Genomic DNA, 23,076 nt, shown 5'->3' with positions numbered 1-23,076 from the left:
TCACGCCATGAATGTTCTGTCTTCCGTCGACACCAAGAAAGCCGAGGCTGCCGAGATCGTGGACGAGCTCTGGTACAAGGACGCCATCATCTACCAGCTCCACGTCAAGGCATTTGCCGACAGCAACAATGACGGCATCGGCGACTTTGCCGGCCTGACCGAGAAGCTGCCCTATCTCCAGGAGCTCGGCGTCACCGCGCTGTGGCTGCTGCCGTTCTACCCCTCACCGGGCCGCGACGACGGCTACGACATCGGCGATTACGGCGCGGTCAATCCCGATTTCGGGACGATGAAGGACTTCAAGCGCTTCATCCAGGAGGCACAGAAGCGCGGCCTGCGCGTCATCACCGAGTTGGTGGTCAACCACACCTCGGACCAGCACAAATGGTTCAAGCGCGCGCGCCGCAGTCATCCGGGTTCGAGCGCCCGCAACTGGTACGTCTGGAGCGATACCGACCAGAAATACCAGGGCACGCGCATCATCTTCACCGACACGGAGAAGTCGAACTGGACCTGGGATCCCGAGGCCGGCGCCTTCTACTGGCACCGCTTCTTCTCGCACCAGCCGGATCTGAACTTCGACAATCCGCGCGTGGTGAGCGCCATCATCCAGGTGATGAAGCGCTGGCTGGATGCCGGCGTCGACGGCTTCCGTCTCGACGCCATTCCCTATCTGTGCGAGCGCGAGGGCACCTCGAACGAGAACCTGCCCGAGACGCATACGATCATCAAGCGGCTGCGCCAGGAGCTCGACGCCTATTCCAAGGGCAAGCTGCTGCTGGCCGAGGCCAATCAATGGCCGGAGGACGTGCAGGAATATTTCGGCCGTGGCGACGAGTGCCACATGGCCTATCATTTCCCGCTGATGCCGCGGATCTACATGGCGATCGCGCAGGAGGATCGCTTCCCGATCACCGACATCCTGCGCCAGACGCCGGACATTCCGGCGAGCTGCCAATGGGCGCTGTTCCTGCGCAACCATGACGAGCTCACGCTGGAGATGGTCACCGACGTCGAGCGCGACTATCTCTGGACCACCTACGCCAACGACCCGCGCGCGCGCATCAATGTCGGCATCCGCAGACGCCTCGCGCCGCTGATGGACAACGACCGGCGCAAGATCGAGTTGATGAACTCGCTGCTGCTGTCCTTCCCCGGTACGCCGATCATCTATTACGGCGACGAGATCGGGATGGGCGACAACATCTATCTCGGCGACCGCAACGGCGTGCGCACGCCGATGCAATGGAGCCCGGACCGCAACGGCGGCTTCTCGCGCTGCGACCCGGCCCGGCTCTACGCGCCGCTGATCATGGACCCGGTCTACGGCTACGAGTCGGTGAACGTGGAGGCGCAATCGCGCAGCCTGTCCTCGCTGCTCAGCGCCACCAAGCGGCTGATCTCGGTGCGCAAATCGACGCTCGCCTTCGGCCGCGGCACCATGACCTTCATCCGCCCGGCCAACCGCGCCGTACTGGCCTATGTCCGGCAATACCGCGACGAGGTGATCCTCTGCGTCGCGAATCTGTCGCGCGCCGCGCAGGCGACCGAGCTCGATCTGTCGCCATGGAAGGACCGCATCCCACAGGAAATGCTCGGCCGCACCCGTTTCCCACCGATCGGCGAGCTGCCCTACATGATCACGCTGGGGCCGTATGGCTTCTACTGGTTCCAGCTGCAGGAGCGCGACAAGTCCGAGCCGGTGATCCCGCGTGCGGTGCCGGAATTCGAGACGCTGGTGGTGCCGGTGAATTCGGACTGGGTGTCGCTCGCCCGCGAGCGCGGCGTGTTCGAGCGCGACGTGCTGCCGGGATTCCTGTCGCGGACGCGATGGTATCCTGAGCACAATCCCAAGCACATCAAGACCGCGCTGACCTCGGCGGTGCCGTTCTGCGACATCGGCGACAACCGCCCCTGGATCGCATTCTTCGAGACCAGGCAGGGCGACCAGGCGACACGTTACGTGATGCCGCTGCAGATCGAGTGGGTGCGCTTCGATCGCGAACGCTTCAATCCGAAGGCGCTCGCCGCCGTGCGTCAGGGCGCGCGCGAAGGCACGCTGCTCGATGTCGCAACCGAGCAGATCTTCATCGGCCTGTTCCTGCGCAACTTGTCGCAGAACCTGGCGGTGGAGGAGAACAATCTGCGGCTGGAATTCAAGGCGACGAGCCGCTTCGCCGATTACCTCGTCAAGGAACCCCAACGCATCCGCGCGATCGAGCAGTCGAACAGCACCGCGCTGGTCGACAATCAGTACGTTGCCAAGATCTATCGTCGGCTCGAAAGCGGCATCAGTCCCGAGATCGAGATCGGCCACTATCTCACGGAAGTTGCCCGCTTTGCCAATACGCCGGCGCTGCTGGGCAGCGTCGAGCTGGTCGAGGGCGAGCAACGCAGCGCGCTCGGCGTGCTGCATGCCTATGTCGAGAACCAGGGCGACGGCTGGACGGTGACGACGGGCTATCTCGACCGCTATATCGACGAGCAGCGTGTCTTGCCGGCGGGCGAAACGCTGCGCGAGACCCAGGAGCAGGCGCCATACCTGCACTTCATCGCGCAGATCGGCCGGCGGCTTGGCGAGCTGCATGTCGCGCTGGCCGCGGCAAAGCCGGACGATCTCGCGCCGGAGCCGATCGGAGCGGCATACGTCAAACGGCTCGTGTCCGACCTCAAGGCGCGCGCCGAGCGGATTTTCGAGCGGCTGGCCGACATCCGCGACGGCCTGCGGGAGACGGACCGGACGCTGATCGATCAGCTCATGGACGCCCGCGCCACCTTGCCCGACCACCTGAATGCGCTATTGCCTTCCAGTATTGGTGGGTCGATCATCCGTCATCATGGCGACTTCCGGCTCGGGCAAACTCTGATTGTGAAGGATGACATCTTCATCATCGACTTCGACGGGAATCCGCATGTGCCGCTGGCCGACAAACGGCGCAAGGCGCCGGCCGCGCGCGACGTCGCCGGCCTGATTCACTCGATCGATGCTTCGGTCCATGCAGCGCTCGGTCGCGCACTCACCGGCGCACCCGACGAACAGGGCCGGCTCGAGGCCGCGCTCGACGAGTGGCGCGAGCGCGCGACCTCGACCTTCCTGTCCGCCTATCGCGAAGCCATGACCGACCGGCAGCTGTGGCCGGACGATTCGCAATCCGCCGAAGGCCTGATGAGGTTCTTCCTGATCGATCAAGCGTTCAACGACGTAGAGTACGAGCTGTCCTACCGGCCTGAGGGGCTGCACGCGCCGCTGACCGGACTGCTTCGCATTCTGTCCAGTGCCGGGAGCGAAGCCAATGCCTAAATTGCCCGCCGAAGCCTACGCGATCATCGAGGGCCGCCACTCCGATCCCTTCCACTATCTCGGGCTGCATCCCGAGGGGGGCAAAAGCGTCGTGCGCGCTTTTCTCCCGGAAGCCACCAATGTCGAGGCGGTCGGCGAGCATGGCGAGGTCGCCCCGCTAGACCGGGTGCACGATTCCGGCCTGTTCATCGGGGCTCTGCCCAATGGCTCGAAGCATTATCAGCTGCGCGCCAAATTCGGCGGCAACGTCGTCGAGTTCGAGGACGCCTACCGCTTTCCGCCGATCCTGACCGACTTCGATCTTTATTTGCTCGGCGAGGGCACCGATCAGCGCCTCTATGACAAGCTCGGGGCGCATCCGATGCGACTCGAAGGTGTCGACGGCATCGCCTTCGTGGTGCTGGCGCCGAATGCGCGGCGCGTCTCCGTGGTCGGCGATTTCAATTTCTGGGACGGGCGACGCCATCCCATGCGGGTGCGCGGCAACGGCTATTGGGAGCTGTTCATCCCGCACGCAAAGGTCGGCGATCACTACAAGTTCGAGATCATCGGCCCGCACGGCCATCTGCTGCCGCTGAAATCTGATCCGATGGCCTTTGCGAGCGAGGTGCGGCCGAAGACCGCGTCGATCGTGCTCGACGAGGCGCGACTGCCGCGGCCGCGGCCGGCGCCGGATGGCATCAACGCGCTGTCCGCGCCGATGTCGATCTACGAGGTCCATCTCGGCTCGTGGCGACGCAAGAACGGCAATGAGTGGCTGACTTATCGCGAGCTGGCCGAGCAACTGCCGGCCTATGCCCGCGACATGGGCTTCACCCATCTCGAATTCCTGCCCGTGAGCGAGCATCCCTTCGATGGCTCCTGGGGCTATCAGCCGACCGGCCTCTATGCGCCGACCAGCCGCTTCGGAAGCCCCGAGGATTTTGCCGCGCTGGTCGATGCCTGCCATCGCGAGGGCATCGGCGTGCTGCTCGACTGGGTGCCCGGCCATTTCCCGGACGATCCGCATGGCCTTGGCCATTTCGACGGCACCGCGCTCTTCGAGCACGCCAACCCGCTGCAGGGCCGCCACCTCGACTGGGGCACGCTGATCTACAATTACGGTCGCACCGAAGTGACGAACTTCCTGGTATCGAACGCGCTGTTCTGGCTCGAGCGCTACGCGATCGACGGGCTGCGCGTCGATGCGGTCGCGTCGATGCTCTACCTCGACTACAGCCGCCCGCCAGGCGCCTGGGTTCCGAACCAGTATGGCGGCCGCGAGAACATTGAGGCCATCAACTTCCTGCGTCGCTTCAACACCGAGCTGTTTGCCCGCTTCCCGCAAGCGACCACGGCCGCCGAGGAGTCCACCGCCTGGCCACAGGTCTCTCGCCCGGTCGAGTTCGGCGGCCTCGGCTTCGGCTACAAGTGGAACATGGGCTGGATGCACGACACGCTGAATTACATCAGCAAGGATCCGATTCACCGCAAACACCACCACGGCGACATCCTGTTCGGCCTGCACTACGCCTTCTCGGAAAATTTCATCCTGCCGCTATCGCATGACGAGGTCGTGCACGGAAAGCGCTCGATCCTCGGCCGCATGCCCGGCGACGAGTGGCAACGTTTTGCGAATTTGCGCGCCTATTACAGCTTCATGTTCGGCCATCCCGGCAAGAAGCTGTTGTTTATGGGCGGCGAGATTGCGCAGAGCCGCGAATGGAACCACGACCAGTCGCTCGACTGGCACCTGCTCGAATACAAGTACCATTCCGGCGTCCAGGCGCTGATCCGCGATCTCAACCGGCTCTATCGTGCGGTGCCGGCGCTGCACCAGATGGATTGCGACCAGGCCGGCTTCGAATGGCTGATCACCGACGATGCCAATCGCAACGTGTTCGCCTGGCTGCGCAAGGGCTTCGACGAGCACGCGCGGTGCCTGGTGATCGTCAACTTCTCGCCGAACGTGTACCAGAACTATCGCGTTCGCGTGCCGATCGGCCTCAAGTGGAAGGAAGTGCTCAACTCGGATTCCGCCCATTATGGCGGCAGCAATGTCGGAAATATCGGCGAAGTCCACGCCGAGGGCGGTGAGCTTCGCCTCACCATTCCACCTCTTGCCGCGATCTTCCTCGTTCCGGAAAGTTGACCGATGCGCCTGACTGCTGGATCGCCCGCACGCCTCGGCGCAAGCTGGGACGGACGCGGCACCAATTTCGCGCTGTTCTCCGCCAACGCGCAGAAGGTCGAGCTGTGCCTGTTCGACACGCAAGGCCGGCGCGAGCTCGAGCGCATCGAGCTGCCTGAGAAAACCGAGGACGTCTGGCACGGCTATCTCAACGACGTCTCGCCCGGCCAGCTCTACGGCTATCGCGTGCACGGTCCCTACGAGCCCGAGCACGGCCACCGCTTCAACGCCAACAAGCTGGTGCTCGACCCCTATGCCAAGCGGCTGGCCGGACGGCTGGTGTGGAGCGACGCGCATTTCGCCTACCGCACCGGCTCGCCGCGCGAGGACCTGTCGTTCGACCGGCGCGACAATGCGCGCGGCATGCCCAAGGCCGTCGTCGTCGACGAGACCTTCAACTGGGGCCGGCGCGAGATCCGTCCCAACATCCCCTGGGAAGACACCATCATCTACGAGGCCCACGTCAAGGGCCTGACGCAGAAGCGGGACGACGTTCCGCCGAATCTGCGCGGCACCTATGGCGGCCTGTCATCACCGGCGATGATCGAGCACCTGAAGAAGCTCGGCGTCACCACGGTCGAGCTTCTGCCGGTCCACAGCTTCGTCGACGACCGCATTCTGGTCGAGAAGAAGCTCGCCAATTACTGGGGCTACAACACGCTGTCCTTCTTCGCGCCCGAGCCGCGCTACGCCCAGGACAACGCGCTCGATTCCTTCCGCACCACGGTCGCCCGGCTGCACGACGCCGGCATCGAGGTGATGCTCGACGTCGTCTACAACCACACCGCCGAGGGCAATCACCTCGGCCCGACGCTGTGCTATCGCGGCATCGACAACGCCTCCTATTACTGGCTGAACCGCGAGAACCCGCGCTATTACGACGACTTCACCGGCTGCGGCTCGTCGGTGAACCTCACCCATCCGCGGGTGCTCCAGATGGTGATGGATTCGCTGCGCTATTGGGTCGAGGTCTGTCATGTCGACGGCTTCCGCTTCGACCTCGCCACCACGCTGGCGCGCGGCCCGAATGGTTTTGATCGCGGCATCTCTTTCCTGACCGCGGTCCGGCAGGATCCGGTGCTGGCGACCGTCAAGCTCGTCGCCGAACCATGGGATCTCGGGCTCGGCGGCTACCAGGTCGGCGCGTTCCCCTCGCAATGGTCGGAATGGAACGACCGCTATCGCAGCGCCATGCGGCGCTATTGGAGCGGCGAAGGCAGCCTGATCGGCGACATCTCCAGCCGCATGACGGCGTCATCAGACCTCTTCAACCACGACGGACGGCGGCCGCGCGCCAGCATCAACCACATCACCGTCCACGACGGCTTCACGCTCGCCGACCTCTTCAGCTACAACGAGAAGCACAACGAGGCCAATGGCGAGGACAATCGCGACGGCTCCAACGACAACCACAGCAACAATTGCGGCGTCGAAGGTCCGACCGACGATCCCAATATCCTCGGCCTGCGCCGGCAGCTTCGCAAGAACGTGCTGGCTTGCCTGATGCTGGCGCAAGGCGTTCCGCTGCTCCTCGCCGGCGACGAGGTCGGCAATTCGCAATCCGGCAACAACAACGCCTATTGCCAGGACAACGAGATCGGCTGGGTCGGCTGGGACAATCTCGGCAAGGAAGGCGACGACATGGTCGATTTCGTCGCCCATCTCGCCGACATCCGCCGCCGCTTCTCGCAGCTGCGCAGCCATCGCTGGCTCGATGGCCGTCCCAAGGACGGGATTTCTTACGGTGCGCTGTGGCTGACGCCTGCCGGTGACGAGATGACGGAGAACGATTGGAAATTCCCCGAAGGGCGCTTTCTCTCCTATGTGATGGGGCCGATGGAACCGGGCAGCGCCGCGATCTTTATCGTTCTGAACGCCGCGCCCGAAGAGATCGCATTCAAATTGCCCAAGATGACCGAATACAAGAGCTGGCAACAGATCCTCAACACGACCGAGGCCAGGCTGAACTCGATCGACTTCCTGCCCGGAAGCGACAGCAAAGCGCCGCCGCGCTCCGTGCTCGCCTTCGCGGGTGCGCTATGAGGCCATCCTTCGGAGCGAAGCCGACCAAGGACGGCGTGTCGTTCCGGCTGTGGGCGCCCGGCGCACGTCGTGTCGATCTCCTGCTCGAGCGAAGGCACGCGATGCAGCGCCGGCAGGATGGCTGGTACGTCGCCGAGATTGCCGGCCTGTCCGCCGGCAGCGAATACAAATTCCGCATCGACGACGAGATCGACGTGCCGGATCCGGCCTCGGCCTTCCAGGGCGAGGATGTGTTCGGCCCCAGCGAGGTGATCGATCACGACGCCTTCGTCTGGCAGGCGCGTGATTGGCGCGGCCGTCCCTGGGAAGAGACCGTGCTGATCGAGACCCATGTCGGCACCTTCACGCCGCAAGGCACCTACCGCGCCATGATCGACAAGCTCGATCATCTCGTAGACACCGGCATCACCGCGCTGGAATTGATGCCGCTGGCCGATTTCGCCGGGCGCCGCGGCTGGGGTTATGACGGCGTGCTCTGGTATGCGCCCGACAGCGCCTATGGCCGGCCCGAGGACCTGAAGGCGCTGATCGACGAGGCGCATCGGCGCGGGCTGATGGTGTTCCTCGACGTCGTCTACAATCATTTCGGCCCGGAAGGAAACTATCTCGGCCGTTATGCGCCGACCTTCTTCACCGACGCGCATACGCCCTGGGGCAGCGCGATCGACTATCGCGTGCCGCAGGTGCGCGCCTTCGCGGTCGAGAACGCGCTGTCCTGGCTCACCGACTATCGCTTCGACGGCCTAAGGCTCGATGCCGCCAACCACATCATGGCGTTCCCGGGCGAGCAATCGATGCTGCAAGACCTCAGCGTCGCCGCCGGCGAGCTCGCCAAGGCCACGGGCCGCCACATCCACCTCGTGCTGGAGAACGGCGACAACCGCGCCAGCCTGCTCGATGCCGCGCAGGAGCCGCCGAACGGCAAATATCGCGGGCAGTGGAACGACGATTATCACCACGTCTGGCACGTGATGCTGACCGGCGAGCTCGCCGGCTATTATGCCGACTACCAGACGCCGCGCATGGATCTCGCGCGCGCGCTCGCATCGGGCTTCGTCTATCAGGGCGAGATCTCCGAGTTCTGGGGCAAGAAGCCGCGCGGCGAGCCGAGCGGGGAGCTGCCGCCTTTGACCTTTGTCAACTTCCTGCAGAACCACGACCAGATCGGTAACCGCCCTCTGGGCGACCGACTCGAAAGTCTGGCGTCACCAAAACAGATCGAGGCCGCGCTCGCGGTCACCCTGCTCGCGCCGATGGTGCCGATGCTGTTTCAGGGCGAGGAATGGGGCTCCAAGGCGCCCTTCCCGTTCTTCTGCGATTTCCAGGGCGAGCTGGCCGACGCCGTGCGCAAGGGGCGCAAGCAGGAATATGCCTGGGCCTATGCGAAATACGGCGACGAGGTGCCCGATCCGCTCGATCCGGCAACGCTGCAATCGGCCGTGCTCGACTGGATCAATCGCACGCCCGAAGAGGACGAACGACTGACGCTGGTGCGAGAGCTCCTCGCGCTCCGCCGCAAAGAGATCATGCCGCGGCTGAAAGGCGCAAAGTTCGGCGATGCCGAGGCCGGGGATACCGGCTCGCTCACTGCCCATTGGCGGATGGGGGACGGTGCGACGCTGCGCCTGATCGCCAACCTCTCGGACGATGATGTCGCGTATTCCGACAGCGATGCGGGGACGCCGATCTGGGGCGGCAAGGCCGACGAGCGACTTCCGCCCTGGTCTGTGGTCTGGCGCCTCGGAGGTTAGCATGCCTCCCGCCACTCCGCTCGCGACCTACCGGCTCCAGCTCACGGCGGATTTCGACTTCGACAAAGCTGCAGCGGTCGTTCCTTACCTGAAGGCGCTCGGGATCACGCATCTCTACGCCTCGCCGGTGATGAAGGCGCGCAAGGGATCGACGCATGGCTACGACACCGTCGATCACGGCCAGTTCAATCCCGAGCTCGGCGGCGAGGCCGGTTTCGCGCGGCTGAGCGAGGCGCTGATCAAGAACGATCTCGGTCTCATCATCGATTTCGTCCCCAACCATGTCGGGGTGCATTTCGCCGACAATCCCTGGTGGCTCGACGTGCTGGAATGGGGCCAGGCCTCGCCGCATGCGGTCTCCTTCGACATCGACTGGGATCAACTGGCCTTCCGCGCCCGCGGCGGCGTGCTGCTGCCGATCCTCGGCGCGTCCTACGGCGAGGCGCTCGAGCACGGCGACATCGAGCTGCGCTACGATCCCGACGACGGAAGTCTCTCCGCCTGGTATTTCGAGCATCGCCTGCCCATCGCGCCGGAACGTTACGGCGAGATGCTCCGCATGATCGTCAAGGAAGCCGACGCGGCGGACACGGAGCCCGGCAAGCGCCTGCTTGCACTCGCGGCACGCTACACCGGATTGCGCCGGCCCAACCGCAAGGAAGCTCCCGCCTTCAAGTCGGAGCTCAAGGAGATCGCGGGCGCGGCCGATCTCATCGCGCGCGGCCTTGCCGCCTATCGCGCCGGCAAGGATCGCCCGGCACAAACGCTGGCGTTGCATCATCTGCTCGAGCGCCAGCACTACAAGCTCGGCCACTGGCGGCTCGCCTCCAGCGATATCAACTATCGCCGCTTCTTCGACGTCAACGGGCTCGCCGGCCTGCGCGTCGAGGATCCCGGCACGTTTGCCGCCACCCACCGGCTGGTCAAGCAGCTGATCGTCGAGGGCAGGCTGCAAGGCATACGCCTGGATCACATCGACGGCTTGCGCGATCCGGCACAATATTGCCAGCGGCTGCGCCGCCTGGTGCGCGACGCGCAAGGCAATGCGAAGCCGTTCTACACCGTGATCGAGAAGATCCTGTGCGAGCACGAACGCCTGCCGCATTTCGCCGGCGTCCAGGGCACCACCGGCTATGAGTGGATGAACGTCATTACCCAGGTTCTGATCGACGCAAAGGGGCTTGCGGCGTTGGACGAGACCTGGCGGCAGATCAGCAACCGGCCGCCGCAGCTCGCACCTTACGTCAAGGACGCCAAGCGGCGCGTGCTGGAGACGCTGCTCACCAGCGAGTTCACCGTGCTGACGCGCCTGCTCGCGCGCATCGCCAACGGGCATTACTCGACCCGCGATTTCTCCGCCGACAGCCTGCGGCAGGCACTCGAGCTCTATGTGCTGCATTTCCCGGTCTACCGTACCTACCTGACGCATAGCGGTCCGACTGCACCAGACCGCAAGCTGATCGACGACACCATCGAACGCGCCCGCTCCGAATGGTTCGCCGCGGATGAAGGCATCTTCGATTTCCTGCGCGACGCCCTGACCATGGACCTGCTCAAGCCCGGCCGCCCCCCGCACAGCGCGCCGCGCGTGCGCCGCTTCGCGCTGAAGGTGCAACAATTCACCGGGCCGATGATGGCGAAGTCGCTGGAGGATACCGCGTTCTATCAATTCCACCGGCTGCTTGCGCTGAACGAGGTCGGCGGCGATCCCGCGAGCAACGGCATGTCCCTTGCCGCTTTCCACCAGGCCATGCGGGTCCGTGCCAAGGAATGGCCGCAGGGCATGACCGCGACCGCGACCCACGACACCAAGCGCGGCGAGGATGCCCGCTCGCGCATCGCAGCGCTGAGCGAAATTCCCGGCGAATGGACCAGCGCGGTGGCGCGCTGGAAGGTGCTGAACGCGCCGCATCTTACGCACCAGGGCAATTTCCGCGCGCCGTCGGCGACGTTCGAATACATGCTCTACCAGACCCTGCTCGGGGCCTGGCCACTCCAGGCGCCGGTCGATCCTGAATTCGTCGAACGCATCCAGGCCTATGCGCTCAAGGCCGCGCGCGAAGGCAAGGAGGAGACGAGCTGGCTCAATCCGCATGAAGCCTATGAGAACGGCGTCAAGAGCTTCATCGGCAAGATCCTCGATCCCGCCCAGTCCGCGGAATTCCTGGAGGCGCTGCAGACCCTGGCGCGCCGCGTCGCACTGCTCGGCATGCTGAACTCGCTCGGCCAGCTCACGCTCAAGGCGACGCTGCCGGGCGTGCCGGACTTCTACCAAGGTACCGAGTTCTGGGACCTCTCGCTGGTCGATCCTGACAACCGCCGCCCCGTGGACTTTGCCGCGCGCCATGCGGCGCTGACATCATTGGACGCTCCCGACTGGAGCGGCCTGAGCAAGAGCTGGCCGGACGGCCGGCTCAAGCTGGCCTGGACGCGCCATCTCCTCGAGCTGCGCAACCGCCTCCCCGACGTCTTCGTCCGGGGGGACTATCAGCCGCTCGAGGTGCGCGGTGCGCATGCCGACCACGTCATCGCCTTCGCCCGCAGCCATGGCCGCGCCTCCGCAATCGTCGTCGTCGGACGTCACTTCGCGCCGTTCACGCAAGCCGGCCGGGAATGGCCCGCGCTGGAAGGCATCGATGCAACCATCGATATCGCCGGCTACTCCGCGACAGGTCTTGGCGGCAACGAACTGCCACTCGCGCGGGCCTTGCGCGACCTTCCCGTCGCGGTCATCGAGGCGCGGACCACGAGTGCAGCGAAGCCGGTGCGCCAACGCGCGCACGCCTGAGCTACTTGCCCCCGTCCTTGGTGAGCAGCAATTGGCCGCGCTTCTTGATCGTGGCCTGGGCCATCTCGGCAAAGCGCTGCAACAACCAGGGCAGCACCACCTCGACCCGGACCTGATCGTCGCTGACGTCGACCTGACCGCTGGCGATCTGTCCGAGCGCGCGGATACGAAAATTCATCGTATCCCCGCTCCAGCTTTCTTCCTCGACCTGCATCACGGGAATGCTCCCGGCGGCCCGACCGAGTCCCGTTTTCAACCGGCGTACCGCCTCCTCGCGGCCGAGACGATGCGGAATTGAAACGACGAGCGGTGCTGACATGGCCCTGCCTCCTCACGGATCTCAGATAGTCATGCCTGCAACGCTCGCAAAGGTTCCATGCATGTTGAACCTGCCGCCGTGTTTCATAGCGGGAACTTTACAACCTGCGGCAAGTTGCCTTCGCACAAGGGACAGGTGCAACGACCCTTTCGACAAAGGGCTGGAGGAGATTCGCATGTCTATCGGCACGATCATTCTGATCATCTTGATCATCGCCCTGCTCGGCGGATTCAGCGGCATCGGCGGCGGGCCGTTCTATGGCACCGGCTATTATGGCGGCGGCGGCCTCGGGCTCGTTATCGTCATCCTGCTGATCCTGCTCCTGATGGGACGGATCTAGCGGCGCACGATGATCCGGTAGGGTGGGCAAAGGCGCAACGCGCCGTGCCCACCTCTTCGCGTCAGCAGGAAAGATGGTGGGCACGCTTCGCTTTGCCCACCCTACGAGGGGCGCATCGATAGGACAGCCCTAACTCACTTCACCTTTCCCGCCAGCTTCTTGATCGCCGCCTTGATCGATACGGCGGCATCATCATAACCCTCCCACGCTTTCGATCGCGCCAGCAAGGCCGGCACGGTGCGCATCGTATATCGCTTCGGATCGAGATCACTCTTGACCTGCGCCCAGGTCACCGGCATCGACACGGTGGCGCCGGCGCGCGCGCGGGGCGACAGCGGGGCAACCGCGGTCGACATGCGATCGTTGCGCAAGTAGTCCAGGAAGATCTTCCCCTTGCGCAGCTTCTTCGACATGTTGAGCAGATAGCGCTCCGGATCGTCATCGGCCATCCACTGGCAGACGCCTTGCGCAAACGCCTTGGCCTCCTTCCAGCTCACCTTGTCGCGCGCGCCGTGCAGCAGCGGCACCACCACGTGAAGGCCCTTGCCGCCGGTGGTCTTGCAGAAGCTGTCCATGCCGATATCGGCGAGCCGCTGCCGCATCTCCTTGGCGGCCTCGACGACGTCGGCAAACTCCACGTCGGGTGCCGGGTCGAGATCGAACACCAGCCGGCCCGGCGTGTCATAGGCATAGGGCGCGCAATTCCACGGATGCAGCTCGACTCCGCCGATCTGCGCCACCGCTGCGAGCCCTTCGATCCGGTCGATCTGCAAATACGGCTTGCGGTCCCCGGAGACCCTCGCTAGCTCCAAAAGGTTCGACGTGCCCTGCATGGCATGGCGCTGGAAGAAGCATTCGCCCTTGATGCCGTCAGGCGCGCGGATCAGCGAGCAGGGCCGGCCCTTGAGGTGCACGATCATCCATTCGCCGACGGCTTCGAGATAGCGCGCAAGGTCCAGTTTGGTGACGGGATCGCCGTCGCCATCGTCCGGCCAGAGCTGCTTGTCGGGCTTGGAGATGACGACACCCATGACCTCGACGTTCTGGGCGGCCTGCTTCGGCTGCCGGCCCGCCTTCGCACGCGATCTCGCCGGTGCCTTCTTGGCTGTCGGTTCGGCAAGCTCTGTATCGACGGGCCTCTCGGCCTCGACCTCCTCGGCAGGCTTGTCCTGTCGCAGGCCCTTGAACGCGGCCTGGCGGATATTGCCGTCGGCAGTGAAGCCGGCAAACTCGATCTCGGCGACGAGCTCCGGCTTCAGCCAATGCACCTCGCGGGTCTTCTTCGGCGCGTTCTTGCCGCCGAACGGGCTTTCCTTGGCCGTCATGGCCTTCAATGACGGCATGAGGCGCTTGACCTTGTCCGCGCCGAAGCCGGTGCCGACCATGCCGACGAAGGCGAGATGATCGCCGCGCTGCACGCCGGCCATCAGGGAGCGGAATTTGCCGTTGGTGGTCTTGTAGCCGCCGATCACCACCTCGTGGCCGGCGCGGCATTTCGACTTGACCCAGCCCTCGGTGCGCCCCGAACGATAGGGCGCATCCAGCTTCTTCGACACCACACCTTCGAGCTCGAGCTTGCAGGCCGATTGCAGCACGGCATCGCCGCCGCTCTCGAAATGCTCGACATAGCGGATCTGGGTCGATTTCCGCCTGCGCGAGTCCAGTAGCTTCTTGAGCTCCGCCTTGCGCTCGCCGAGCGGCAGCCGGCGGTAATCCTCCCCCTTCGCGAACAGAAGGTCGAAGGCAAAGAAGATCAGTTCGTCAGTCTTGCCGTCGGACAGCGCGGCCTGAAGCGAGGAGAAGTTCGGCGCGCCGTTGTGGTCGAGCGCGACGATCTCGCCGTCGATCATCACGTCCGGCAGCGCGGAAGCTTCCTTGGCGATGGCGGCAAACTTCTCGGTCCAGTCGAGGCCCTTGCGCGTCTTCAGCGTCGCCTCGCCATCCTCGACGCGCAGCTGGACGCGATAGCCGTCGAACTTGATCTCGTGGCACCAGCCCTGATCGGCCGGCGGCCGCTCGACCAGCGTACAGAGCTGTGGCGCGACGAAGTCCGGCATCTCCGAGACCTTCTTCGCGTTGGTCGCCGTCGTCGCCTTCTTCCGCGCCGATTTGGCGGGCTTCAACGCCGTGCGCGGAGCCGGCTTGACCGTACGCCCCTTCGTCTCCTCCGCGCGGTTGGCCTGCCAGACCGCGTCGGCCTTGCCCTTGGCGCCCTTCGCCAGCATGAACGGCTTTGGCGCGCGGCCCTTGCCCTCGGCGATCTGCTCCATCGCGCGGCCGGAGGCGACGGACTTGTCCTGGTCGAGAATATCGTTGTCCGCGCCTTCGCGAACATGCTCGTCGCGGTGCTTGATGAGGAGCCAGTTGGTGCGCTTACCGCCGGTGCGGTCGTTGCGCATGCGCACCAGCACCCAGCTGCCCTGCAGCTTCTCGCCATGCAGCGTGAACTTCAGATCGCCCTTCTTGAAGCCGGCTTCCGGATCATCCGATTCCCAGGTGCCACGGTCCCACAGCATCACCGTGCCGCCACCATACTGCCCTTCCGGAATCGTGCCTTCGAAATCACCGTAATCGAGTGGATGGTCCTCGACCTCGACGGCCAGCCGCTTGTCGTGCGGATCGAGCGAGGGTCCCTTCGTCACCGCCCAGGACTTGAACACGCCGTCGAACTCGAGCCTGAGATCATAATGCAGTCGGGTCGCATCATGCTTCTGGATCACGAAGCGCCGCTGCTTCGACGGCGCCACCGCGGACTTGCCCGACGGCTCGGGCGTCTTCTCGAAGTCACGCTTCTGTCGGTAAGTGGAGAGTTTTTGCAGCACGACCGGTCCCGCTTCTCTTCGCCATCAAGCCTATCACGGCCAAAGTCCCGCCCGGAACCAAAACCCGGCGGGAGGGTTGGGGTTCCAAAAGGCCTTGAAAACGCTGGAGAATGGAATGGCCCCGCGCGCCTATTGGAAGGGAACGTTGAAGCTGTCGCTGGTCAGTTGTCCGGTCGTGCTTTATCCGGCGACCACTGCGGCCGAGAAAACGCGGTTTCACATGATCAACCGCGAGACCGGGAACCGGCTCAAGCAGCAGATGATCGATTCCGAGACCGGTGACGTCGTCGAGAGCGACCAGAAGGGCCGCGGCTACGAGCTGCGCAAGGGCAAGTATGTCGAGATCGAACCGGGGGAGCTCGAGGCCGTCCAGATCGAGAGCAACCACACCATCGACATCGAAAGCTTCGTGCCTAGCGACGAGATCGACCAGCGCTATCTCAACCACCCCTATTACATCGCGCCCGACGGCAAAGCCGCGGTCGACGCCTTCGCGGTCATTCGCGATGCCATGAAGGATCAGGACCGCGTGGCGCTGGCCAAGATCGTGCTGACCAACCGCGAGCACATCATTGCGATCGAGCCGCTCGGCAAGGGCCTGCTCGGCACCACGCTGCGCTTTCCTTACGAGCTGCGCGACGAGGACCAGTTCTTCGAGGACATCAAGAGCCCGAAGATCACTAAGGACATGGTCGAGCTCGCCGGGCACATCCTGCATACCAAGGCCGCGCATTTCGATCCCAGCGAATTCAAGGACGAGTACGAGAACGCGCTGAAGGCGCTGGTGAAGCGCAAGGCCAGCGGCAAGAAGATCGAGCTGCCCGAGCCCGAGGAGCGGCCGAGCAACGTCGTCAACCTGATGGATGCGCTGAAGCAGAGCCTGAAGGGACGCGGCGGGAAGAAGACGGCGGCGAAGTCTCACGCGCGGCGCGCGACGGGACGGCAACGCGCAGCGAGGAAGACGCACCGGGGTACGGCGAGGCAGAGGAAGGCGGGGTAACTACTTCCGTCATTGCGAGCGCAGCGAAGCAATCCAGAAACTTTCCGCGGCTGCAGTCTGGATTGCTTCGTCGCAAGGGCTCCTCGCAATGACGACGTGAAGACAGAAGCGCACTACAACCTTGGTCGTCATGCCCGGGCTTGACCCGGGCATCCACGTCTTTGCTCGCGTGCCGACGGACGTGGATGGCCGGGTCAAGCCCGGCCATGACGCGCGTGCCTCAAGCCGCGCTCGTTGCTGACGACGCGACCAGCTAATCCCCCGCCTTCAGCCGATACCCGATCCCCGTCTCCGTCAGCACATATTGGGGCCGTTCCGGATCGGCCTCGATCTTCTGGCGGAGCTGGCGGACATAGACGCGCAAATATTGCGCGTCGGTCAGCTCGTCCCAGAGCTCCTTGAGCAGGAAGCGGTGGGTGAGCACCTTGCCGGCGTGCTGCACCAGTACGCGAAGCAGATCGTATTCCTTCGGTGACAGCTTCACCTCGCGCTCGCCGACCTTGACGATGCGGCGTACGAGATCGACCGAGAGATCGCCGGTGCGGAACACGGGACGCTCGCCCTTGACTTGAAGCTGGTGGCGCAACGCTGCGCGCAAGCGGGCGAGGAGCTCGTCCATGCCGAAAGGCTTGGTGAGGTAATCGTCGGCGCCGAGATCGAGCGCCTGCACCTTGCCGGCCTCGTCGCCGCGGCTCGACAGCACGACGATCGGCACACTCTCGTTGCGGGCGCGGATGGTGCGCAGCAGCTCGTGGCCCTGAATGTCGGGCAGGCCGAGATCGAGGATGATCAGCGCCGGCTCCTCGGCAAGCTTTTCCAGCGCGGTCCTGCCGTTCGGCGCCTCCAGGATCTCATAACCCTGCGTCGATAGCCCCATCCGCAGCAGCTTTCGGATCGGCGGCTCGTCGTCGATGACCAGGACCTTGATCGGAGCAGCACTCATGCGGCGGTATCCAATGCGTGGGTCTGCACAGGGACCGGCAGACGGATGGTAATGACCGCACCGCTCCGGTCGCTGCGGTTGGCGGCAGAGATCGTGCCCCGCATCGCTTCGACGAAGCCGCGGGAGATGGCGAGGCCGAGCCCGGTGCCGGGCCGGACATGGTCGCCCTTCTGCACCCGATAGAACTTGTCGAATACGCTTTCGAGCTCGTCGGCGGGAATGCCGCCGCCCTCGTCGGCGATATCGAGAACGATTTGATCTCGTTCGCGCCGACTGCGGATCGAGACGGTGGTATCGGCAGGCGAATATTTCGCGGCATTGTCGAGGAGGTTGAACAGCACCTGCTCGAACAGCACGGCATCGAGCTCGAGCATCGGCAGATCGGCCGCCAGCACCAGCTCGACCTTGTGGGCGGCGAGAATCTTGGCCGCGCGCCGCAGCGCGCTGCCGACGATCTCGCCGAGATCGTGCAAGGCCGTATTCGGCACGATGGCCCCGGACTCGAGCTTGGTCATGTCGAGCAGGTTGGCGATGAAGCGGTTGAGCCGCTCGGATTCGTCGATCACGGTCGCGAGCAGGTCGCGCTTCTCGGTATCCGAGAGCGCACCGGCTAAATCACGCATGGTCGAGGCCGCGCCCAGCACGGAGGCGAGCGGCGTCTTCAGATCGTGCGAGATCGATGTCAGGAGCGCCGAGCGCAGCCGTTCGGATTCGACGGTGCGCTTGACGCGGTCCATGTCCTCGACCAGCAGCACGCGCTCGATCGCGAGCGCGCCCTGGTCGACCAGCGCGTCGAGCAGCCGGCGCTGGTCCGGCGTCAGCAGCGGGCCGCTGCGGTCGTCGTCGATGCCGATGACGCCGATCAGGCCGCGCCCGGTGCGCATCGGCAGGAACAGCCGTTTTGCGCCCGGCAGCGTGTCCGAACCACGACCTGCAGGGCGGTCGTTGCTCCAGGCCCAGTTGGCGGCCGCGAGATCGGCCTGGTCGAGTTCGTCCTCGGGCGGGTAGCCTGATTTCACGGTCAGCAGGCCTTCCTCCGGCAACAGCAGCACGACGCGGACCTTCAGCATCAACGCGATCTGGTAAGCGGTCGCCCACAGCACGTCGTCGAGGGTGGCGGTGCCGGCGAGCTTGCGGCTGAAGGCATGGAGCTGTTCGGTCATCCTGATACGGCCGATCGCGGTATCGGCCTGGATGCGTACGCGCGCCGCGACATTGGAGACGATCATCGCCACCACCAGGAACAGCAGGAAGGCGGCGACATTGGTCGGGTCGGTGATCGTGAACGTGTAGAGCGGCGGCAGGAAGAAGAAATTGTAGGACAGCGAGGCCGCGACCGTCGCGAGCAGCGACGGCCACAAGCCGTAACGGACCGCGACCGCGACCACCGCCGTCAGCAGCACGAGGTCCACATTCTCGATGCCAAAGCGCGGCTGGAGCAGCTCCGCTGCGCCGAGGCCGATCAGCACGATGCCAAGCGCCTTAAGATAGGGCAGCGGATTGAACGGCTCCGACCGCGCAGCGGTCTGCACTGCCGTCGTGGGCGCGGCCTCACCAGGCAGCTCGTCACCGGCGATCACATGGACCGTGATATTGCCGGCGCGGCGCACCAGGTCGTGCACGACGGAGCCGCGCGTCATCTCGAACCAGCGCGAGCGGCTCGATTTGCCGATCACGATCTGGGTGACGTTGTTGCCTTGCGCGAAGTTGACGACGTCGTCGGCGATGCGGCGGCCGACGGCGGGAATGGTCAGCGCCTCGCCGCCGAGCGATTCCGCGAGGCGCAGCGTATCGGCGAGGCGATCGCGCTCCTCGTCGGAGAGCTGGAGCGAGCGGCGCGTCTCGATCGACACTGCGGTGAACGGTGCATGCAGGCGGTCGGCCAGCCGCTTGGTGTAGCGCACGAGACCGGCCGCGCGCGGATCCTCGCTGACACAGACCAGGATGCGCTCGCCCGCGGCCCAGGGGCCGGCAATGGCGTTTGCCTGCATGTGACTGAGCAGCTGCTCGTCGACGCGCTCGGCGGTCCGCCGAAGCGCAAGCTCGCGTAGCGCCGTCAGATTGCCAGGCGAAAAATAGTGCTCCAGCGCCCGCTCGGCCTGCTTGGGCACATAGACCTTGCCCTCCTTTAGCCGCTGGATCAGATCATCCGGCGTGAGATCGATGAGCTCGATGGCGTCCGCGCGGTCGAACACCGAATCCGGCACGGTCTCGCGCACCCGCACATGGGTGATCTGGGCGACGACGTCGTTCAGGCTCTCGATATGCTGGATGTTGACGGCAGTGTAGACGTCGATGCCGCGGGAGAGCAGCTCCTCGACGTCGAGATAGCGCTTGGGGTGGCGGCTGCCGGCCGCGTTGGTGTGAGCGAGCTCGTCGACCAACGCGATCTGCGGCCGTCGCGCGATCACCGCATCGAGGTCCATCTCCTCGACGATCTGGCCGCGATAGTCCAGCCTCTTGCGAGGGACCATTTCGAGCCCGCGCACCAGCGCCTCGGTCTCGGCGCGGCCATGGGTCTCGACGAAGCCGATCACCACGTCGATGCCGGCCTTGCGCCTGGCGTGGGCGCTTTGCAGCATCTCGTAGGTCTTGCCGACGCCGGGGGCGGCGCCGACGAAGATCTTCAGCTTGCCGCTCGCGCCCTCCTCCCGCCGCGCCGCTTCCAGCAGCGCCTCGGGCGACGGACGTTGTTCGGGATCGCGGCGCTCTCGGACCATTGTCCCAATATAGTCACCTGTGGACTGCGAGCCTAGACCGCTACTTCGCTGCGACCTGATCGAGCGCGAGATTCAGCGCCAGTACGTTAACACGGGGTTCGCCGAGCAGGCCGAACAGGCGCCCCTGAGTGTTGGCGGTCACAAGCTGCCTGAGCTGCTCCTCCGACATATGGCGCGCCTTCGCCACGCGCGGCACCTGGAATTGTGCCGCTTCCGGCGAGATGTCGGGATCGAGGCCGCTGGCCGACGTCGTCACCAGGTCGACCGGCACGGCGGCATTCGGGCTCTCCGCCTTCAGCTTGTCCACATCGTCCTTCAGCCGGTCGGCCAGCGCCTTGCTGGTCGGGCCGAGATTGGAGCCGCCGGAGTTGGCGGCGTTGTAGGGCGCCGGCACCGTCTTGGTCGAATCATTGGGGTCCGGCGCAACCGTCGCCGACGGGCGGCCGTGGAAATATTTGTCGTCCTTGAACTCCTGCCCGATCAGGGAAGAGCCGACCACCTTGCCGTCTTTTTCGATGAGGCTGCCCTGTGCCTGCACGGGAAACAGCGTGCCGGCAATGGCGGTCATCGCCAGCGGATAAGCAAGGCCGGTGATGGCGGTAAGCGCCAGCAGCAGGACGATGGCGGGGCGGATTTGTTTGAGCATGTGCTTTCTCCAGTTTCTCCCGTCATTGCGAGGAGCGGAGCGACGAAGCAATCCAGGTTGTCAAACACGGAGATATCTCTGGATTGCGTCGCTTCGCTCGCAATGACAAATTCAAGCCAAGTGCAAGGCGGTGACGACGAGGTCGATCGCCTTGATGCCGATGAAGGGAATGACGATGCCGCCGAGGCCGTAGATCAAGAGGTTGCGGCGAAGCAGCGCGCCGGCACCGACCGCGCGATAGGCGACGCCCTTCAGTGCGAGTGGAATCAGCGCGATGATGACCACCGCGTTGAAGATGATCGCCGACAGGATGGCGCTTTGCGGGCTCGACAGGTTCATGACGTTGAGCACGTTGAGCTGGGGATAGAACGCCAGGAACATCGCCGGGATGATCGCGAAATATTTGGCGACGTCGTTGGCGATCGAGAACGTGGTCAGCGCGCCGCGCGTCATCAACAGCTGCTTGCCGATCTCGACCACCTCGATCAGCTTGGTCGGGTTGGAATCGAGGTCGACCATGTTGCCGGCCTCGCGGGCGGCTTGCGTGCCGGTGTTCATGGCGACGCCGACATCGGCCTGGGCGAGCGCCGGCGCGTCGTTGGTGCCGTCGCCGCACATGGCCACCAGCTTGCCCTTGGCCTGCTCGTCGCGGATCAGCTTGAGCTTGTCCTCGGGCGTTGCCTGCGCCAGGAAGTCGTCGACGCCCGCCTCGGCCGCGATGGCCGCCGCCGTCATCGGATTGTCGCCCGTGATCATGATGGTGCGGATGCCCATGCGGCGCAGCTCGGCGAAACGCTCGCGGATACCGCCCTTGACGATGTCCTTGAGCTGAACGATCCCCAGCAGCTTGCCGTCCCTGGCGACGGCCAGGGGCGTGCCGCCGGATTTCGAGACCTCATCGGCAATGGCCTGGATCTCACGGCCGACCTCCGAGAGCGCAGCAGGCTGCATCGCCCGCGCCGTGTTGCCGGACGCAACCGCCAGCGGCGCGCCGCCACCGACATAGTTGAGCATGGCATCGACCGCGCCCTTGCGCACCGACGAGCCGCCGGCATCGACGCCGCTCATGCGGGTCTGCGCCGTGAACGGGATGAAGGTGGCACCCAGCTCCGCCATGTCGCGTCCGCGGATGCCGTATTTCTCCTTCGCCAGCACGACGATGGAGCGGCCTTCCGGCGTCTCGTCCGCCAGCGAGGCGAGCTGGGCCGCATCCGCCAGCTCCTGATCGGTGATGCCGCGCACGGGGCGGAACGCGGTCGCCTGGCGATTGCCGAGCGTGATGGTGCCGGTCTTGTCCAGCAGCAGCGTGTCGACGTCGCCGGCCGCCTCGACGGCGCGGCCGGACATCGCCAGCACGTTGAAGCGCACCAGGCGGTTCATGCCGGCGATGCCGATGGCCGACAACAGCGCGCCGATCGTGGTCGGGATCAGCGTCACGAACAGCGCGACCAGCACGACCACCGAGATCGAACCGCCAGCATAGGCCGCATAGCTCGGGATGGTGACGGTGGCGAACACGAAGATGATGGTGAGGCCGGCCAGCAGGATGTTGAGCGCGATCTCGTTTGGCGTCTTCTGCCGCTCGGCGCCCTCGACCAGCTTGATCATGCGATCGATGAAGGTCGAACCCTGCGCGGCCGTGATGCGTACGCGGATCCAGTCCGACAGCACCTGCGTGCCGCCCGTCACGGCCGAACGGTCGCCGCCGGACTCGCGGATGACGGGCGCGGATTCGCCGGTGATGGCGGCCTCGTTGACGGAGGCGACACCCTCGATCACCTCGCCGTCGGACGGAATGGTATCGCCGGCCTCGACCAGCACGACGTCGCCGACCTTCAGGCTGGTGCCCGGCACGAGCTTGAAGGCCTGGCCGGCGCCAGTGAGGAGCTTGGCCTGGCTCTCGGTGCGGGTCTTGCGCAGCGTCTCGGCCTGCGCCTTGCCGCGGCCTTCGGCCACCGCTTCGGCGAAATTGGCGAACAGCACCGTGAACCAGAGCCACAGGATGATCTGGAAGGTGAAGCCGAGGCTCGCGCCACCGGTGACGACGTCGCGCAGGAAGATCACCGTGGTGAGCGCGGCCACGACCTCGACCACGAACATCACCGGATTCTTCACCATCAGCCGCGGATCGAGCTTGGTGAAAGACGCCTTGATCGCGGGGAGCACGATCTTGGGATCGAGCATTGCCGACGTCGGCGCGCGTTTTTGCAGTTTCGTCGTATCCATGGAGGTC

The 23,076-nt window shown here is 65.0% G+C and carries 13 protein-coding genes; 7 read left to right on the top strand and 6 right to left on the bottom strand.

The annotated features are described in order from the left end of the window. The first annotated feature begins 7 nt into the window (after window positions 1-7). From treS to treY, 5 genes are read left to right on the top strand one after another with little or no spacing between them, the layout of a single operon-like run. On the top strand, window positions 8-3,301 hold the full coding sequence (gene treS, locus BCCGELA001_RS09285; protein ID WP_060735121.1) for a maltose alpha-D-glucosyltransferase: 3,294 nt from the start codon (window positions 8-10) through the stop codon (window positions 3,299-3,301). After that, window positions 3,294-5,432, top strand: a complete 2,139-nt coding sequence (gene glgB / locus BCCGELA001_RS09280) for a 1,4-alpha-glucan branching protein GlgB (RefSeq protein WP_060735120.1) — start codon at window positions 3,294-3,296, stop codon at window positions 5,430-5,432. Before treS ends, glgB begins: the two co-directional genes overlap by 8 nt. Before the next feature lie 3 nt (window positions 5,433-5,435). Beyond that, window positions 5,436-7,514, top strand: a complete 2,079-nt coding sequence (gene glgX, locus BCCGELA001_RS09275) for a glycogen debranching protein GlgX (protein WP_060735119.1) — start codon at window positions 5,436-5,438, stop codon at window positions 7,512-7,514. Further along, entirely contained in the window at window positions 7,511-9,265 is a 1,755-nt protein-coding gene (treZ, locus tag BCCGELA001_RS09270; protein WP_008560008.1) for a malto-oligosyltrehalose trehalohydrolase, read from the top strand. The genes glgX and treZ overlap by 4 nt, the downstream gene beginning before the upstream one ends. A gap of 1 nt (window position 9,266) precedes the next feature. Then, window positions 9,267-12,053, top strand: a complete 2,787-nt coding sequence (gene treY / locus BCCGELA001_RS09265; RefSeq protein ID WP_060735118.1) for a malto-oligosyltrehalose synthase — start codon at window positions 9,267-9,269, stop codon at window positions 12,051-12,053. Window position 12,054: 1 nt separating this feature from the next. Here the strand turns inward: treY and BCCGELA001_RS09260 are convergent, their stop codons facing one another. After that, window positions 12,055-12,372, bottom strand: coding sequence for a polyhydroxyalkanoic acid system family protein (locus tag BCCGELA001_RS09260; RefSeq protein WP_008560026.1), 318 nt, complete (start codon window positions 12,370-12,372; stop codon window positions 12,055-12,057). A 175-nt stretch (window positions 12,373-12,547) separates the two neighbouring features. On the opposite strand from BCCGELA001_RS09260, the gene BCCGELA001_RS35830 reads away from it, so the two are divergent. After that, window positions 12,548-12,712: a DUF3309 family protein gene (locus BCCGELA001_RS35830; RefSeq protein ID WP_008560028.1), complete on the top strand. Its 165-nt coding sequence runs from the start codon at window positions 12,548-12,550 to the stop codon at window positions 12,710-12,712. Window positions 12,713-12,846: 134 nt separating this feature from the next. Here the strand turns inward: BCCGELA001_RS35830 and ligD are convergent, their stop codons facing one another. Then, window positions 12,847-15,534 (bottom strand): DNA ligase D, encoded by a 2,688-nt coding sequence (gene ligD / locus BCCGELA001_RS09255; RefSeq protein ID WP_008560031.1) that lies wholly within the window; start codon window positions 15,532-15,534, stop codon window positions 12,847-12,849. A gap of 115 nt (window positions 15,535-15,649) precedes the next feature. Between ligD and ku the strand changes: the two genes are divergently transcribed. Beyond that, the gene (gene ku / locus BCCGELA001_RS09250; protein ID WP_008560033.1) at window positions 15,650-16,534 is read left to right on the top strand and encodes a non-homologous end joining protein Ku; all 885 of its coding nucleotides are present in this window, start codon (window positions 15,650-15,652) and stop codon (window positions 16,532-16,534) included. Window positions 16,535-16,787: 253 nt separating this feature from the next. On the opposite strand, the gene BCCGELA001_RS09245 is transcribed toward ku, so the two are convergent. The 4 genes from BCCGELA001_RS09245 to kdpB all read right to left on the bottom strand — a co-directional run bounded on the left by BCCGELA001_RS09245 (window position 16,788) and on the right by kdpB (window position 23,069). Beyond that, on the bottom strand, window positions 16,788-17,477 hold the full coding sequence (locus BCCGELA001_RS09245; protein ID WP_008560035.1) for a response regulator: 690 nt from the start codon (window positions 17,475-17,477) through the stop codon (window positions 16,788-16,790). Further along, window positions 17,474-20,197: a sensor histidine kinase gene (locus BCCGELA001_RS09240; protein WP_060735117.1), complete on the bottom strand. Its 2,724-nt coding sequence runs from the start codon at window positions 20,195-20,197 to the stop codon at window positions 17,474-17,476. Before BCCGELA001_RS09240 ends, BCCGELA001_RS09245 begins: the two co-directional genes overlap by 4 nt. A gap of 40 nt (window positions 20,198-20,237) precedes the next feature. Further along, window positions 20,238-20,843, bottom strand: coding sequence for a K(+)-transporting ATPase subunit C (locus tag BCCGELA001_RS09235; RefSeq protein ID WP_008560048.1), 606 nt, complete (start codon window positions 20,841-20,843; stop codon window positions 20,238-20,240). Window positions 20,844-20,954: 111 nt separating this feature from the next. Continuing rightward, window positions 20,955-23,069: a potassium-transporting ATPase subunit KdpB gene (gene kdpB, locus BCCGELA001_RS09230; RefSeq protein WP_060737571.1), complete on the bottom strand. Its 2,115-nt coding sequence runs from the start codon at window positions 23,067-23,069 to the stop codon at window positions 20,955-20,957. Window positions 23,070-23,076: the final 7 nt, after the last annotated feature.

The sequence above is a fragment of the Bradyrhizobium sp. CCGE-LA001 genome (genome assembly GCF_000296215.2).
Classification (GTDB): Bacteria; Pseudomonadota; Alphaproteobacteria; order Rhizobiales; family Xanthobacteraceae; genus Bradyrhizobium.
Note: the sequence above shows the minus strand (reverse complement) of the source record. Positions and strands in the feature narration are given on the sequence as shown.

Coding starts and splice junctions, on each gene's coding strand:
- BCCGELA001_RS09240 (WP_060735117.1), bottom strand. CDS start 20,197: ATGGTCCGAGAGCGCCGCGATCCCGAACAACGTCCGTCGCCCGAGGCG.
- BCCGELA001_RS09260 (WP_008560026.1), bottom strand. CDS start 12,372: ATGTCAGCACCGCTCGTCGTTTCAATTCCGCATCGTCTCGGCCGCGAG.
- treS (WP_060735121.1), top strand. CDS start 8: ATGAATGTTCTGTCTTCCGTCGACACCAAGAAAGCCGAGGCTGCCGAG.
- ku (WP_008560033.1), top strand. CDS start 15,650: ATGGCCCCGCGCGCCTATTGGAAGGGAACGTTGAAGCTGTCGCTGGTC.
- kdpB (WP_060737571.1), bottom strand. CDS start 23,069: ATGGATACGACGAAACTGCAAAAACGCGCGCCGACGTCGGCAATGCTC.
- glgB (WP_060735120.1), top strand. CDS start 3,294: ATGCCTAAATTGCCCGCCGAAGCCTACGCGATCATCGAGGGCCGCCAC.
- BCCGELA001_RS09235 (WP_008560048.1), bottom strand. CDS start 20,843: ATGCTCAAACAAATCCGCCCCGCCATCGTCCTGCTGCTGGCGCTTACC.
- BCCGELA001_RS35830 (WP_008560028.1), top strand. CDS start 12,548: ATGTCTATCGGCACGATCATTCTGATCATCTTGATCATCGCCCTGCTC.
- treZ (WP_008560008.1), top strand. CDS start 7,511: ATGAGGCCATCCTTCGGAGCGAAGCCGACCAAGGACGGCGTGTCGTTC.
- glgX (WP_060735119.1), top strand. CDS start 5,436: ATGCGCCTGACTGCTGGATCGCCCGCACGCCTCGGCGCAAGCTGGGAC.
- treY (WP_060735118.1), top strand. CDS start 9,267: ATGCCTCCCGCCACTCCGCTCGCGACCTACCGGCTCCAGCTCACGGCG.
- BCCGELA001_RS09245 (WP_008560035.1), bottom strand. CDS start 17,477: ATGAGTGCTGCTCCGATCAAGGTCCTGGTCATCGACGACGAGCCGCCG.